The sequence below is a fragment of the Nonomuraea sp. B5E05 genome, assembly GCF_039880665.1.
GTDB lineage: Bacteria > Actinomycetota > Actinomycetes > Streptosporangiales > Streptosporangiaceae > Nonomuraea.
In genome coordinates, this window is the sequence record NZ_JBDPMJ010000059.1 from 1 (window position 1) to 15,136 (window position 15,136).

13 protein-coding genes are annotated in these 15,136 nt (G+C 70.3%); 5 read left to right on the plus strand and 8 right to left on the minus strand.

Annotation, left to right across the window (positions count from 1 at the left end; translation table 11 throughout):
* The first annotated feature begins 216 nt into the window (after positions 1 to 216).
* Positions 217 to 1,269: a protein kinase family protein gene (locus ABGB01_RS45095; protein ID WP_347780432.1), complete on the plus strand. Its 1,053-nt coding sequence runs from the start codon at positions 217 to 219 to the stop codon at positions 1,267 to 1,269.
* 417 nt (positions 1,270 to 1,686) lie between these two features.
* Here ABGB01_RS45095 and ABGB01_RS45100 read toward each other — a convergent pair whose 3' ends face one another.
* From ABGB01_RS45100 to ABGB01_RS45120, 5 genes are read right to left on the minus strand one after another with little or no spacing between them, the layout of a single operon-like run.
* Positions 1,687 to 3,249: an amidohydrolase gene (locus ABGB01_RS45100; protein WP_347780433.1), complete on the minus strand. Its 1,563-nt coding sequence runs from the start codon at positions 3,247 to 3,249 to the stop codon at positions 1,687 to 1,689.
* Positions 3,246 to 4,088, minus strand: a complete 843-nt coding sequence (locus ABGB01_RS45105; protein ID WP_347780434.1) for a nitrilase-related carbon-nitrogen hydrolase — start codon at positions 4,086 to 4,088, stop codon at positions 3,246 to 3,248. Before ABGB01_RS45105 ends, ABGB01_RS45100 begins: the two co-directional genes overlap by 4 nt.
* Positions 4,039 to 5,427, minus strand: coding sequence for an MFS transporter (locus ABGB01_RS45110; protein ID WP_347780436.1), 1,389 nt, complete (start codon positions 5,425 to 5,427; stop codon positions 4,039 to 4,041). Before ABGB01_RS45110 ends, ABGB01_RS45105 begins: the two co-directional genes overlap by 50 nt.
* 4 nt (positions 5,428 to 5,431) lie before the next feature.
* Positions 5,432 to 6,883 carry an aldehyde dehydrogenase family protein gene (locus ABGB01_RS45115; protein WP_347780438.1) on the minus strand — a complete coding sequence of 484 codons (1,452 nt, stop codon included), beginning with the start codon at positions 6,881 to 6,883 and terminating at the stop codon, positions 5,432 to 5,434.
* Positions 6,884 to 6,893: 10 nt separating this feature from the next.
* Entirely contained in the window at positions 6,894 to 8,228 is a 1,335-nt protein-coding gene (locus ABGB01_RS45120; protein WP_347780439.1) for an aspartate aminotransferase family protein, read from the minus strand.
* Positions 8,229 to 8,315: 87 nt separating this feature from the next.
* Between ABGB01_RS45120 and ABGB01_RS45125 the strand changes: the two genes are divergently transcribed.
* Positions 8,316 to 9,647: an aminotransferase class I/II-fold pyridoxal phosphate-dependent enzyme gene (locus ABGB01_RS45125; RefSeq protein WP_347780440.1), complete on the plus strand. Its 1,332-nt coding sequence runs from the start codon at positions 8,316 to 8,318 to the stop codon at positions 9,645 to 9,647.
* Between the two features lie 78 nt (positions 9,648 to 9,725).
* Here ABGB01_RS45125 and ABGB01_RS45130 read toward each other — a convergent pair whose 3' ends face one another.
* Both ABGB01_RS45130 and ABGB01_RS45135 read right to left on the minus strand, forming a co-directional pair.
* Entirely contained in the window at positions 9,726 to 10,697 is a 972-nt protein-coding gene (locus ABGB01_RS45130; protein WP_347780441.1) for a winged helix-turn-helix domain-containing protein, read from the minus strand.
* Positions 10,698 to 10,909: 212 nt separating this feature from the next.
* On the minus strand, positions 10,910 to 11,557 hold the full coding sequence (locus ABGB01_RS45135; protein ID WP_347780442.1) for a TetR/AcrR family transcriptional regulator: 648 nt from the start codon (positions 11,555 to 11,557) through the stop codon (positions 10,910 to 10,912).
* Between the two features lie 131 nt (positions 11,558 to 11,688).
* On the opposite strand from ABGB01_RS45135, the gene ABGB01_RS45140 reads away from it, so the two are divergent.
* From ABGB01_RS45140 to ABGB01_RS45150, 3 genes are all read left to right on the plus strand, one after another.
* On the plus strand, positions 11,689 to 13,224 hold the full coding sequence (locus tag ABGB01_RS45140) for an MFS transporter (RefSeq protein WP_347780444.1): 1,536 nt from the start codon (positions 11,689 to 11,691) through the stop codon (positions 13,222 to 13,224).
* Positions 13,221 to 14,042 carry an alpha/beta hydrolase gene (locus tag ABGB01_RS45145; protein ID WP_347780446.1) on the plus strand — a complete coding sequence of 274 codons (822 nt, stop codon included), beginning with the start codon at positions 13,221 to 13,223 and terminating at the stop codon, positions 14,040 to 14,042. Before ABGB01_RS45140 ends, ABGB01_RS45145 begins: the two co-directional genes overlap by 4 nt.
* Positions 14,043 to 14,422: 380 nt before the next feature.
* Positions 14,423 to 14,686 (plus strand): hypothetical protein, encoded by a 264-nt coding sequence (locus tag ABGB01_RS45150; RefSeq protein ID WP_347780447.1) that lies wholly within the window; start codon positions 14,423 to 14,425, stop codon positions 14,684 to 14,686.
* A gap of 124 nt (positions 14,687 to 14,810) precedes the next feature.
* Here the strand turns inward: ABGB01_RS45150 and ABGB01_RS45155 are convergent.
* The coding region (locus ABGB01_RS45155; RefSeq protein ID WP_347780449.1) for a VOC family protein at positions 14,811 to 15,136 on the minus strand (326 nt) is incomplete at its 5' end.

Here is a 15,136-nt window from a genome sequence, read left to right on the forward strand (position 1 = left end):
CCTGCGGACCTTGACCGGATGCGTCACCGGGCCTCCCGACTTCCGATCGAACGTGATCAGCACCATCCAACCGGCCGGACCGCCTTACGCGCCAACCCGGTGATCGTTTCCGGTCAAAGCACTAGGGACCGCCAAGAGGTGCGACCAGCTCGGCAAACCGTGCGGCAGGGTGGCCGCCGGGCAAGGGCGGCCGTCATCGGCCATAAGGTGATCACGATGACGGACACGCGGCTGACCACCCACTGTGATGTTTCCACGGCCCTGGCCCGCTACGACGACCGGGAGCTGGCCGAGCTGCTGGAGCGCGAGGCCGTGCCCCTCGGCACCGGCATCGGCGGGGTGTCCGCGCGGCTCGAGGTCGGCGGCACCTCGGTCTTCGTCAAACGCGTGCCCCTCACCGAGCCCGAGCTGCGCCACCCGCACTCGACGGCCGACCTGTTCGGGCTGCCGCCTTTCTGCCAGTACGGCATCGGCTCGCCCGGCTTCGGCGCCTGGCGCGAGCTGGCCGCGCACACGATGACCACCGAGTGGGTGCTGACCGGCCAAATCCCCGGCTTCCCGCTGCTGTATCACTGGCGGGTGCTACCCAACGCCGAGCCCGCCCCGCTGTACGCAGAGCTGGCCGACATCGAGCGTGCGGTCACCTTCTGGGAGGGCGCACCCGGCGTGCGCCGCCGCCTCGAAGCGCTGGCAGGAGCTCCGGCGAGCCTGACGCTCTTTCTGGAGTACTTTCCCTACAACCTGCTCCAGTGGCTGGACGAGCGGGTGCGCGCGGGCGACGCCGACCGCGCCTGCGCACTGGCGGATCAGGGGCTGCGTGAGGCCGTGTCCTTCATGAACGCGGGCGGCCTCCTGCACTTCGACGCGCATTTCGAGAACATCCTCACCGACGGGCACCGCTTCTACCTGACCGACTTCGGGCAGGCCGTGTCGACCCGGTTCGACCTGTCAGAGGAGGAACAAGCCTTCTATCGCCGGCACCTCACCTTCGACCGCACCTACACACTGACGTACCTGGTGAACTGGCTGGCCGGCGCCTTCCACGGCGCCGACTGGCCGCGGCGCCGCGAACTGGTGCGGGAATGGGCGGCGGGAGAGCGGCCAGCCGGCGTGCCCGGCGGGGTCGCGGCCCTGCTGTCGCGGCACAGCCCGCTGGCCACCGTGCTGAACGACTTCTACCACTCTCTGCAGAGTGAGAGCAGGAAGACGCCGTACCCGCTGGAGGAGATCCGCCAGGTTGCCGGACGGCACGCCCTGCCACTCGAGTAAAGGTCACCCACCGCCTGAGGAGATGCACGCCGATCGGGAGGACGCTCTGCCCGGGTGAGGCTCACTCGCCGCGGGTGCGGCGCCCGGGATGGCAAGGCCCGCTGCGGCCTGCGCGAGCACGGCCGCAGCGGCTCGTTCACCAGCCAATGATCGACCTACCGGGAATCGCCTGCATCACTGAACACCTGCACCCGTGTGGGCAAGCTTTAGAACGAGCATGTCAGCTTGGCCTATGTCGGGATAGGCCGCTCAGCGATGAGCGCGTAGCCGGGGGGCGTTCGGTTGCGGTGGTGTTGACTGCGCTTGCATGTCGTGGTCGGTCGCGCTCAGATTCGAAGGGCACCGACCGGACCGGGCGGCGGACGGCGGTCGCGGCCGAGCAGTCGTATCGGGTGAGGTGAGCACCCGCGGCCGTCGTCATCCGGCGGACCACACCAGCTCGCCGCCCACCCAGGTCGAGCGCACCCGGGTGGCCGCGATCTCGTCGGGCTCGACGGCGGTCAGGTCGGCGTCGAGGACGACGAAGTCGGCCACCTGGCCGGGAGAGAGCCGGCCCCTCCGGTGCCCGTCGCCGGTGGCGTGCGCCGACCCGTGCGTGTAGACGCCGAGCGCCTCGATCACGCCGAGCCGCTGAGCGGGGCCGAAGTCCAGGCCCGCGGCCGACCTGCGGGTGACCATGCTCTGCACGCCGAGGAGCGGGTCGACGGGCACGATGGGGTAGTCGGACGAGCCGGCGACCTCCAGCCCGGCGTCCAGCAGCGAACGGTGCGCGCAGATCCGGCCGGCCCGCTCCTCGCCGTAGAAGCCGGTGAGCGCCTCGCCGTACAAGTGGGCGAAGGCGGAGAACGGCACCGGCGTGACGCCGAGCGCGGCCAGCCTGGCGATGATCTCGTCGTCCACGATGCTGCAGTGCTCGATGCGATGGCCGGCCCCGGTGGCGGGCAGCGATGCGAAGACGTCGAGCAGCTTGCTGATCGCCAGGTCGCCGTTGGCGTGCACCGCGACCCGCGCTCCCGCGGACGCCACGGCGCGCACCCGGCCGGCGAACTCCTCGTCGGTGAGGATCTGCAGCCCGTTGTCCGTGCCCGTGCTGCTCGGGTAGGGGTGGCGGCACAGGCAGGTGCCGCCGGACAGCGCGCCGTCGTACATCATCTTCACCCCGCTCAGCTGCAGCCGCTGGTCCCCGTCCTGGCCGGGCCAGGTCGCGGGGTCGAAGTAGGTGTGCCACAGCAGCATGCTCACCCGCGGCGTGAGCGCGCCACGGTCCCGTGCCGCGGTGTACATCCGCTGCTCCACCGGGGTGACGATCGCGTCGCAGTAGGAGGTGATCCCGGTCCGGTGCAGCCCGTCGTTCACCTCCGCCAGCGCGGCCACCTGCGCGGCGAGTTCGCCGGCCGGCGCGATGGTGTCGCGCCGCGGTCCTGGCAGCCACGGGTCGAGCCAGGCGCGCTCGAGCAGCCGGCCGTCGAGCCGGCCGGCGGCGTCGGTCATGAGTTGCCCGCCGTCCGGCGCGTCCGCGGCGGTGCGGTAGCCCAGCAGTTCGAGCGCCCTGCTGTTCACCACCGCCCGGTGGAAGGAGTAGTGGATCAGCACGACGGGGTGATCGGGCGAGACGGCGTCGAGGAAGTCGCGGTCGACGCCGGGGATGAGGCGATCGTCCAGCGGCTGCCCGACGACCCACTCGCCGGGCGGCGTCCGTGCGGCCCTGGCCCGCAGGGCGGCGGCGACCTCCGCGGCGCCGGCCGCGCCCGTCAGGTCGACGCGGACCCTGGCGAGCGCGGCCTGCGAGACGTGGCAGTGCGCGTCGTTGAACCCGGGCACCACCAGCGCGCCGTCGAGGTCGACCCGTTCCGCGCCCGGATGCCGTCGGGTCAGGGCGGCCCGCGTCCCCGTCGCGACCACGACGCCGTCCTCGACTGCGAACGCCTCGGGCTCGGTGCCGTCCAGGGCCAGGATCCGCCGCCCCGTGAACAGCTTCACGGCGCCACCACGGCGCCGTAGGACTCGGGCCTGCGGTCGCGGTAGAAGGCCCAGCGATCCCTGATCCGCCTGATCTCGTCCAGGTCGAGGTCCTGGACGACGAGGTCGGGGTCGGTGTCGCTCGCCGTGTCGCCGATGACCTTCCCCTCCGGGCCGACGAAGTAGGAGGTGCCGTAGAAGTCGTTGTCGCCGTACTCCTCGACGCCGACCCGGTTGATCGCGCCCACGAAGTAGGCGTTGGCCACGGCCGCGGCCGGCTGCTCCAGCTCCCAGAGGTATTTCGACAACCCGCGATGCGTCGCCGACGGGTTGAACACGATCTCCGCGCCGCCCAGTCCGAGCGCCCGCCAGCCCTCGGGGAAGTGCCGGTCGTAGCAGATGTAGACGCCTATGCGGCCGACCGCGGTGTCGAACACCGGGTAACCGAGGTTCCCCGGCCGGAAGTAGAACTTCTCCCAGAAGCCCGGCAGGTTCGGGATGTGGCTCTTGCGGTACTTCCCGGCGAAGGAACCGTCGGCGTCGATCACTGCGGCGGTGTTGTAGAGCACCCCCGGCTGCTCCTCCTCGTACACCGGGAGCACCATGACCAGGCCGAGCTCCGCCGCCAGCGCGCGGAAACGCTCCACCGTGGGCCCGTCGGGCACCGCCTCAGCCCAGTCGTAGAACCGTTCGTGGGTCACCTGGCAGAAGAACGGGCCGTAGAACAGTTCCTGGAAGCAGATCACCTTCGCACCCCGCTCGGCGGCGCGGCGCGCGGCGTCCTCGTGCTCCCGGATCATGCTCTCCCGATCACCTGTCCACCGCGTCTGATACAGCGCTGCCCGGACGACCCTGCTCATCGTGACGACTCCCTTCGTCTGTGACTTCACGGTTCTCGATGTTCTCCCCGTCGAGTGGCTTCGCCGGCGCGGCGGAGACCGCCACCAGGGTGATCACCGCCACCACCGACAGGTAGGCGCCGACGGCGAGGCTGTTTCCCGTCGACTCGAAGAGCCAGGCGGCGATGAACGGCGCGGGTGCCGATGCGACGATGCCGCTCAGCTGGTAGGACAGTCCGGCGCCCGTGTAACGCACCCGGGTCTGGAACAGCCCGGGGATGAAGCTCGTCAGCACCGCGCTGGAGAACGCGTGGCCGATCGGCAGGGCGAGCACCGTGGCCAGCAGGATGCCCCAAGCGGTGCCCGTGGTGAACAGCGCGAACATCGGCACCCCGATGACGATCCCGATCACCGCGCCGAGTTGCAGCAGCCGCTTGCGCCCGATCCGGTCGCCCAGCATCGCGACCAGCGGCAGAGAGACGATGTCCAGCGCCGCGGCCAGCATGAGCATCAGGAGGATCTGGCCGCGGTCGAAGCCGAGATCCTGCGGCCCGTGCGCGAGCATGAAGACGGTGGACAGGTAGAAGACGGTGTTGCCGACGCAGACGGACAGGGTGCCGATCAGCACCGCCCGCTTGTGCTCGCGCAGCACCTCGAGCAGCGGTACCCGGCGCTGCCGCGCACGCCGCGCCTCCGCCTCCTGCATCTCGGTGAACTCCGGCGACTCGCTGACCTTGCTCCTGACGTAGAAGCCGACCGCGATCATCGCTGCGGACGCGAGGAACGGCAGCCGCCAGCCCCAGGACTGGAACTGTTCCTCCGGCATGCTCTGCACGAGGAAGAACGCGCCGTTCGCGAGCAGCAGCCCGGCGGGCACCCCGGCCTGCGGCCAGCTCGCGAAGAAGGCCCGCTTGCGTCGCGGCGCGTGTTCGAGCGCCATCAGCGCGGCGCCTCCCCACTCGCCGCCGACGGCCACACCCTGCACGATCCGCAGGATGACCAGGATGAGCGGCGCGGCGATCCCGATCGTGTCGTAGTTCGGCAGCAGGCCGACGAGGACCGTGGCGATCCCCATGCCCAGGAGCGACCAGATGAGCATCTTCTTGCGGCTCATCCGGTCGCCGAAGTGGCCGAACAGGATGCTGCCGAGCGGCCGGGCGACGAACGCGATCGAGAACGTGGCCAGTGAGGCGAGCGTCCCGGCCGCCGGGCTCAGCGTGGGGAAGAACTGCCCGTTGAGCACCAGTACCGAGGCCGTGCCGAAGAGGATGTAGTCGTACCACTCGATGGTGGTGCCGACGAAACTGGCGAACGCCACCCGCACCGGAGGTACGGCAGGCGGGTTGGGGGTGGAGGACATGTGGTCACCTCTGCAAGCTCACGGATATGTGTTTGCGCTGGGTGTAACTGTCGAGCATCCCCTCGAGGGAGAACTCGCGACCGATTCCGCTCTGTTTGAAACCCCCGTAGGACTGCCCGAGCACCTGTCCGCCCCCCTGGTTGACCTGCACCCACCCGGCCTCGAGCGCGTGCGCGGTGCGCAGCGCCCTGCTCATGTCGTGCGTCCAGACGAACGCGGCCAGCCCGTACGGCGTGTCGTTGGCCATCGCGATCACCTCGGCCTCCTCGCGCCACGGGATCGCGCACACGACCGGTCCGAAGATCTCCTCCTGCGCGATCCGCCAGTCGTTGGCGACGCCGGTGAAGACCGTGGGCTCCACGAAGTAGCCCTTGGACAGCGGGCCGCGCTCCGGAGGCAGGCCGCCCAGGGCGATCCGCGCCCCCTGCTGATCCATACCGTCGCGGATGTAGCCGCAGACCTTGTCGAACTGCCTGGCGTTGACGATCGCGCCGATGTCGGTGGACTCGTCGAGCGGGTCACCCACCGTGAGCGAGCCCAGCCGGCTGGTGAGCTTGCCGACGAACGAGTCGAAGACCGTCTCGTGGACGAACAGCCGGGAGCCCGCCGTGCAGGACTGGCCCTGGCGGAAGAAGCGCATGCCCGCGATCACGCCGTCGACCACCCAGTCCTCGTCGGCGTCGGGGAAGACCAGTTGCGGGCTCTTGCCGCCGAGTTCGAGCGAGACCGGGGCGACGCGGTCGGCTCCGGCGTGCATCACCTGCCTGCCCACGGAGGTCGAGCCGGTGAAGCTGAGCTTGGCGACGCGGGGATGCGCGGTCAGCGCCGCGCCCGCCTCCTCGCCGTAACCGGTCACGACGTTGAGCACGCCGGCCGGCAGGAACTCCTGGCAGATCCTGGCCACTTCCAGTACCGCGAGCGGGGCGTCCTCGGCGACCTTGAGCACCAGCGTGTTGCCGGTGATCAGCGCGGGGGCGATCTTCAGGGCGGAGAGCATCAGCGGGGCGTTCCAGGGGACGATCGCGCCGACCACGCCGAGCGGCTCGCGCCTGGTGTAGTCGAGTACGGCGTCGCTGAGCGGGATCGTCTCGCCCTTGGCCTCGCCGGCCAGACCGCCGAAGTAGCGGAAGCAGTCGACGACGAACCGGGCCTCGCCGCGTGACTGGGTGCGCAGCGCGTTGCCGTTCTCCAGCGAGACCAGCCGGGCGAGCTTCTCCACCTCCGGTTCGAGGGTGTCGGCCACGCGGCGGAAGAGATCGGCCCGTTCGCGCGGCGGGCGCGCCCGCCAGGCGGGGAAGGCGCGGGCGGCCGCGTCGACCGCGCGCCCGACGTCGGCGGCGTCGCCGCATGGCACGCGGGCGACCGTGGTGCGGTCGCCGGGGTTCTCCACCTCGATCCACCGGCCGTTGCCTGCCGCGACCCACTCGCCGTCGATCAGCATCGGTTGCTCGGACACGTGCTCCTCCTCAGCCGGTGGCGTACTCGTCGGCGATCTTGAGTGCCGCGTCGTAGACGGCGAGCCCGCGGTCCAGCTCGTCGTCCTCGATGATCAGCGGTGGCGCCACGTGCAACCGGTTGAAGTGGGTGAACGGCCACACGCCGCCCTCGCGGCAGGCGGCGGCGACCCGCGTCATCGGCTCACTGTCCTGGCCGGCGGCGTTGTACGGCACCAGCGGCTCGCGCGTCTCCCTGTCGCGGACGAGTTCGATCGCCCACATCAGGCCCATCCCGCGCACCTCGCCCACGCTGGGGTGCCGCTGCGCGATCTCGGCCAGCCGGGTCGCCAGCCGCTCGCCGAGTGCGCGCACCCGGGGCAGGATCCGCTCCTCCTCCAGGACCTTCATGTGCTCGACCGCCACCGCGCAGGCCAGCGGGTGACCGCTGTAGGTCAGCCCGCCGGGATAGGCGCGGTCGCCGAAGAACCCGGCCACCTCGGCCGAGATGATCACACCGCCGAGCGGGACGTAGCCGGAGTTGACGCCCTTGGCGAAGGTGATCAGGTCGGGCCGGACGTCCCACGCCTGGCAGGCGAACCAGTGTCCGACGCGGCCGAATCCGACCATGACCTCGTCGCAGATCAGCTGGATCCCGTGCCGGGTGCACAGCTCCCGCACGCCGCGCAGGTAGCCGGGCGGCGGGACCAGGACGCCGTTGGTGCCGACCACGGTCTCCAGGACGATCGCGGCCACGGTGTGCGGTCCTTCGAGTGTCACCACCTCGTCCAGGTGACGCAGCGCCCGCTCGCTCTCCTCCTCCGCGCTCGTGGCGGAGAAGGCGGAGCGGTAGGGGTAGGGGCCGAAGAAGTGCACGGCGCCGGGCAGGCCCGGTTCGCTCGGCCAGCGCCGTGGTTCGCCGGTCAGCGAGATCGCCCCGGTGGTTGCGCCGTGGTAGGAGCGGTAGGTGCTGAGCACCTTGTGCCGGCCGGTGAACAGCTTGGCCATCCTGACCGCGTTCTCGTTGGCCTCGGCTCCGCCGTTGGTGAAGAAGACCTTCGCCATGCCCTCCGGCGCCCGCTCGACGATCATCCGGGCCGCCTCGCTCCGCACGTCCACGGCGAACGAGGGGGCGGCGTAGGCGAGCCTGGCCGCCTGGTCGCCGATCGCGGAGATCAGCCGCGGATGGCCGTGTCCGAGGTTGGAGTTCACCAGTTGGGAGGAGAAGTCGAGGTAGCGGTTGCCCTCGTAGTCCCAGAAGGTCGACCCCTCCGCGCCCGCCACTGGCACGGGGGAAATGTGGTCCTGTGCCGACCACGAGTGGAAGACGTAGCGGCGGTCGTCGTCGGTCACCTGTCGCGCGGTCACTGATACGCCCTTTCGCTGGTGGGTGGCATGAGATTACGTGTAGCGATGCCGGTGGACAATAAAAACTTTGTTATAGTACAAAGAGCTGTGGACATTTCTGCGTCGGTGAGCGACCGCACGGCGGCCGGCATCGCCAAGGCGTTCGGCCGCCTGATCACCAGCGGAGAGCTGCCGGCCGGCGCGCGGCTGCCGACGGTCAGGAAGCTCGCCCAGGAGCTCGGCGTGAGCCCGGCGACCGTGTCGCAGGCGTGGCAGCGGCTGCTCAGGGCGGGCCTCGTCCGCACCGACGGCCGGCGCGGCACCGTGGTGCGCACCCCCGCCAACCTGACCGGCCCGACCAGATACAGCCGGCTGCGGGCCGAGGGCTTCGCCGGCCTGCTCGACCTGTCGGAGAGCTGGCCGGATCCCGCGCTCCTGCCGCGCGTGGAGTCCGTGCTGGAGCAGCTGAGCAGGGATCAGCGCACGAGCAGCTACTTCGACCCGCCGCTGCTGCCCGGCCTGGAGGAGGTGTTACGGGCGGACTGGCCGTTCCCGCCCGCCGTGCTCACGCTGGTCGACGGGGCCATGGACGCGGTGGACCGGCTGCTGTCCGGACTCGTCAGGCCCGGCACCAGGGTCGTGGTCGAGAACCCGACCTTCCCCCCGATCCTCGACCTCCTCGAGCTGTTCGGCGCCGAGGTCGTCGCGCTGCCCGTCGACGACCGCGGCATCGAGCCCGGCGACCTCGGCGCCGCGCTGCGCGAGGCCGACGCGGACGCCGTCATCCTCCAGCCGCGCGGGCAGAACCCTACCGGCCACAGCATGGACGAGCCGCGCGCCGAGGAGCTGGCGGCGGTGCTGCGCGACTCCACGGCACTGATCATCGAGGACGACCACTCGGCGGGGATCTCCGTGTCCGAGCCGGTGAGCCTGGGCCACCACCTTCCCGAGCGGACCGTCCACATCCGCGGCTTCTCCAAGTCGCACGGCCCCGACCTGCGGATGGCCGCCGTCGGCGGCGCCGAAGGGCCGATCATGTCGCTGCTGCGTCGCCGGATGCTCGGCTCCGGCTGGACCAGCAGGCTCCTGCAGAACGTCCTGCTGCGCCTGCTCACCGGTCAGGAACCTCAGGAGCAGGTCGCCGCGGCGCGGAAGGAATACGCCGCGCGAAGATCGGCGCTGCAGCGGGCGCTCACCGCACGCGGCGTGACCGCCCACGGCAGAGACGGCACCAACCTCTGGGTCGGCGTGCGCAACGAGCAGCAGGCGCTGGTGTCGCTCGCGCTCAACGGCGTGGCGGTCGCGCCCGGCTCGGCGTTCATGGCGACGCGGCTGCCCGGCGACTTCCTCCGCGTCGCCTGCGCGCCGCTCGACCAGCACGACGTCGACGGCGTCGCCGAGACCATCGCCGAGGCGGCGCACGCGACCCGCCGCCGCTGAGCCGAGTCATGTCGCCGTCGCGGTCAATGCCGTCGGCGCACGGATGGACAGCGAGGCAAAGTGCGGGACGGCCTGCGGTCAGCCGGCGAACAGGTTCACGATGATCTGGGCGCGCTGGGTGCGGAGCACGTAGATCTCGCGTCCGTCGCGCAGGCGGGTGATGAGGCCCGCTGCTTCGAGACGGTCGCAGTGATAGGAGATCGTGCTCGGCGCCTGCTGGACGCGGCGGGCCAGCGCTCCCATGGTCAGGGGCTGTTGCAGGCAGGTCAGGATGGCCGCGCGGGTCGCGCCGATGACGACCTCGAGCTGGTGGGTGTGCCGCAGGCCGACCGGCGGGGGGTTGGTCAGGCCAGGCACGGGATAGCCGATCCAGACCGCGCCGGGGCCGTCCAGGCGGGCGATGAGGGCTTGAGGACCGGCCAGCATCGGCATCAGCACCAGGGAGCGTGAGTCGATGGTGAAGGTGTCCGGCTCGGCGTCGGGAAAGCTGAGGGTCTGCTCCCGAAAGCGGGTGTTGGCGTGCAGGTCGTCCAGCACCACATCGAGGGTTCGGCGGGCGGCGGCCACCGCGACCCGTTCGATCTCGCGGTCGAGGATGGGCCGGAGTTGCCGCCAGACCGGGCTCATCGCCGTCCAGGAGGCCTCCAGCAGGTCCGCGTAGCCGTGCAGCCAGCGCCTGGGATGGTCCACCGCGCCCTGCCAGTGTGGCGTCGGCCGGCCCTGGGTGATCACTTCGAGTTCGCCCAGCAGGATGTCGGGGGACAGATCCTTCAACGTCGCCACCTGTGCGGGTACGTTCATGTCCCGGGTGAACTCTCCCGGCAGCACCACATCGGGCAGCACGCTGAACCCCGGCCAGGCCAGCGACCGCACCACCATCGCATCCTGGGTTCCGGCCGCCGCCTGCAGCAGCCGCCGCCAGCTCTCCGGAGCTCCACGACCCCGGCCGGACAGCGCATCGGTGATCAATGCCAGCATCGACAGACCGGGGGACAGCGTCACCGACACCGGCACCTGATCGAGCGCCTCCACCACCAGGCTGGTCCGCATCTCACTCCCTTCATACGGCGAACATCCACTGCACGGCGGCACACGGGCGATGCCCCCGCTCCGCTTCTTATCGATCAGGTCTCATGCGCCCCGGCGCGCCTGCGGCCCCTCGCGGCAGTCACCGGTGAGCGGTGCACCCAGCCGAGGAGTTCCTTGCGTGTGTCGACCACCATGGCGCGCCGGGCGTTGCCCAACCCGAGGTGGAACGGCTCTCAATCGGGCTCTCGGGCATGTTCTCCGATGCCGTCACCGTTCAGTCGATCATCCGGCACGGGCCGTCCAGGTGCGAGAGAGGTCCACTCATCGGCGAGAGCGGCCAACGCCGCGACCGCTGTCTCGACCCGCTCCTTGTCGCCGGTGGTCAGGTAGTCGGACTGCAGTCCCGCGTATGCCGCGTTGAGCAGCGTGGCGTTGCGCAGGGCGACGGCCTCGGGGACGCCACAGGCCCGCAGCACCTCGGCCACGAACTCGGCGCGGTCGCTCAGCATCCGCGGCACGTACGGCCCTGTGAGCCGGCCGGCCGAAGACAACCCTTCGATCTCGTGCAGCAGCCGGACCATTGGCAGGCCTTCCGTCATGTGCCAGTGCCAGGAGGCGCGCACGATGTCGCCGAGGCTGCGACCCTCCTCCCATCCCGGCAATGCCCGCAGCCGACTCTTCTGCCGCTGGTCGAGGTGGCCCAGCACGGCGCTGATCAGCTCGTCCTTGTCGGTGAAGTGGTGAGTGAGAACGTAGGTGCTGTGGCCGAGCGCCTTCGCCAGCGGGCGCAGCGACAGCTGTGCGATCCCGTGCTCCGCCAAGTAGCCGACGATCTGGTCGAGGAGCTCGGCGCGGCGCCGGGGATCGCGAGGCCTGGCCACAGCCGGCTCCCTTCCGCGCGCTGTGCTGGTCGATGGGAAGCCCAGCATATTCACATGACGACTGTTTTGCATCTTTACATGACGATCGTTATGTTAATGGCCTCATCGCTGCCCGCCGCTGGAGGTCATCCGTGCCGCACCCCAGCTCCCCCGTACTCGGACCCGAGCCGGCGCAGGGTCACCCCCGCCGCCGGTCGATCCTGGCGGCGCTCTGCGCCGCGTTGCTCGTCATGAGCGTGAGCGTGATGGCGGTCACGGTCGCACTCCCATCCATCGCGGCGGACCTGCGCGCCACCACCACCCAGTTGCAATGGATCACTGAGTCCATGGTGCTGGCTCTGGCTGCGTTGCTGCTCCCGATGGGTGCGCTCGCCGATCGCTACGGACGGCGGCGGGTCCTGCTGGCAGGGCTGGCCGTGTTCGCGATCGCTTCGCTGCTCGCCGCGATCACGCGAACGCCGGGCCAACTCATCGCCGCGCGTGCCCTGATGGGCATGGGCAATGCGATGATCACGCCTGCGACACTCGCCATCGTCCGCGCGGTCTTTCCCGCATCGGCGCTGCCCAGGGCCCTGGCCGTGTGGGGAGCCGTCGCCAGCGCCGGGGTGGTGCTCGGACCGCTGTCAGGCGGTGTGCTGGTGGAGCACTTCGGCTGGCGTTCACTGTTCTTCGCCAACGCCGCGATTCTCCTGCCCGCGGCCCTGTCCATCGGGCGGCTGGCGCCGGCCTTCGCGCCCCGCGCGAAGGCCGCGCTGGACGTCCCGAGCATCCTGCTCATCGCCGCCGGGTTGCCGGCTCTGATCCACACGATCATCGAAGCACCCCGGCGCGGGTGGCTCGATCCCTTCGCCTTCGCGGCCGCCGCCCTGCTGGCGGGGTTCGTCCTCCGCCAGCGCAGGACCGCGCACCCGCTGCTCGACCTGCCCATGGTGGCCGCCCGCTCGTTCTGGCCGGCCGCGGTGGCCGCGGCGACCGGATTCCTCTCCTTGATGGGTGTCCTGTTTCTGATCACGCAGTACTGGCAGGACGTCCGCGCATTCTCGCCGTCCACGACGGCGCTGCTGCTCCTGCCGACGGCCGCGGGACAACTGGCCGTGGCGCCGTTCGCCCCTCGCCTGATAGCACGCCGCGGGGTTCGGCTCGTGGCTCTGGCCGGACTGCTCGGCCTCGCCGCCGGACTGATGCTCATCACCACTGGGCTACGAACCCAGGACTGGATCCTGGCCACCGGGCTGGGCCTCGTGGCGGCCGGCAACGGCATGGCGGTCAACGCCGCGAGCACGGCGATGCTGGCCTCCGGCGGCCAACGTCAGGCGGGGTCCGCCGCGGCTGTCAACGAGACGGCGTTCAAGCTGGGCGGCAGCCTGGGCGTCGCGGCGTTCGGCGCCGTGATCACCGGTCACCTCACCGCCAGGCTGACACCCCACCACGGCATCCTTCCCCCGGACATGACCCCCTTCGCCACCCAATCCATCACCGGCGCCATGCAGGCCGCACGCCACCTGGGCGGCCCCGAGGGTGCCTGGCTGGCCCGCGTCGCCGGCGACGCCTTCATCGACGGCTTCGGCCAGGCAGCCCTGCTCGCGGCAGTCCTGGCGATCGCCGCGGCACTGACCACACTCGCCCTACTCGAACCGCATCACCTTCCCAAGGAGAACAGATCATGACGACCATGCAAACCTCTACGCGTGTACGCGGCTTGCGCCTGTCCTGGATCGACTTCGGTGGCCCGGGCACGCCGCTCCTGGCGCTGCACGGCCATTTCGGCCGGGCGCGGGCGTTCGCGCGGCTGGCCGCCGACCTCGCCCCCGACTACCGGGTGATCGCATTGGAGCAGCGCGCGCACGGACATAGCGAGCGCGGCGACGGGGACCTCAGCCAGGACGCCTACGTCGCCGACGCCGCGGCGTTCGTACGCGAGCTCGGCCTCGGCCCGCTGATCGTCCTGGGACACTCGATGGGCGGCGTGACCGCGTTTCACCTGGCCGCACGCCACCCCGACCTGGTCCGCGCCCTCATCGTCGAAGAAGGCGGCGCCGACAATCGGCAGCCGCACATACCGCACCCGGTGCTCGACGTCAGTGACTGGCCACGCCGCACGGCCACCCTCGCCGAAATGCGCCGCCAGATCGAGGCGCGCGGCATCCCCGACGCGAGCTACTTTCTGGAGAACGCCGTGGAACACCCCGACGGCTGGGGGCTGCTGTTCGACTACGACGACATGCTGGCCTCACAGCAAGCGCTGGTCGGCGACTGGTGGCCGCAGTGGCTCGGCTCCTCCTGTCCAGCCCTGCTGGTGCACGGGCTGGACAGTTTCATCCTGCCTACCGCCATGGTCAGGGAGATGGCCCAACGTCGGCCGCGTACCGCACTACGAGAACTCCACGGCTGCGGCCATTGGGTGCACGACGACAACCCTCCCGCGTTCGCCCGCGCCGTACGGGACTTCCTCGCCACCGTGGAGCACACCGGCACCGATCTCTGACCCGGCCGCCGCCTGAGATGTAGCCGATCTCGCCCTGCCGGTGCTCGCGGTTCGTCGAGGCCAGAGCGGTTTCGGCCGTCTGCCGGTCATCGAGGCGGGCCGGAAGAATTCGTCCTGGCCGTGGACGGAGAAAGCCGGGGCAGCGTGAGCCTGGTCGGTCGGGCGCCCGCGCCCCGGCGGGCATCACACCAAATCAGATGGGCCCGATAATTCTTTACTTCCGGCACTCTCGCGAAGGTTTCGACAACTCCCGAAATGGGATGCCGACCATGCCCCGAGCCGAAATGCTGACTGCGACCGAACACCCACGCTTACACGAAGGGTTGCCGCGGAGTCGCGGCGCCCAGCTAAGAACAGAAGGGTCTGAGCACATGAGAAACATGAAACGAGCACTCGCCGTAGTGATTGCCGGGGCGGCCATTTCTCTGTCGGGCACCGCCTACGCCAACGCGGCGGCGGCGTCGGCCCCCGTGGCCCCGGCGGGCCAGACGTATGGCCCCTACTCCAGCGAGGGCGTCTGCAACTACTGGATGAACGGTGTGCGCGCGGGAGGAACGGCGACCACCAACTGCTGGGTCGAGCAGTGCACCGGCCCGGGGGGCAGTTGCTCGTACCCCTTCGCGTGGTATTTCGCGACGCTGTAATTCCAGGGCAGGAGAGGGCCGCCGGCACTGGCGTGGCGTCGGCCCTCTCGCTCTGGAAGGCCTCAGCGGCCGCGAGGCCACGGTGCACTGGTGCGTGGCGTGCCGCTCCGTCGGGGCTTCGGGATCAGCCGGCCTCCGCGAGCAGATGTACGACACCGGCCGGGTTCTTGATCCAGTGGGTTCGGGAATCGAGGTTCTCCAGTGGCTCGACCTCGTCACACGGGTGGATGCCGATGTCGGCCAGTTTGGCCGCTGCCGCGTCCAGGTCATCGGTGTGCAGCTGCAGCCACAGGTCGGGCCGGCTGTAGTTGTCGACACAGTCGAGCCACAGCGTGTTGGGTCCGAACCGCACCGAATGAGTTCTCGAGACGGTCGGAGCGTAGGAGACGTCGTCTTCTTTGACGTCGAAGCCCAGGGTGTCGCGGTAGAAGGCCACGGTGGCGTCGTACT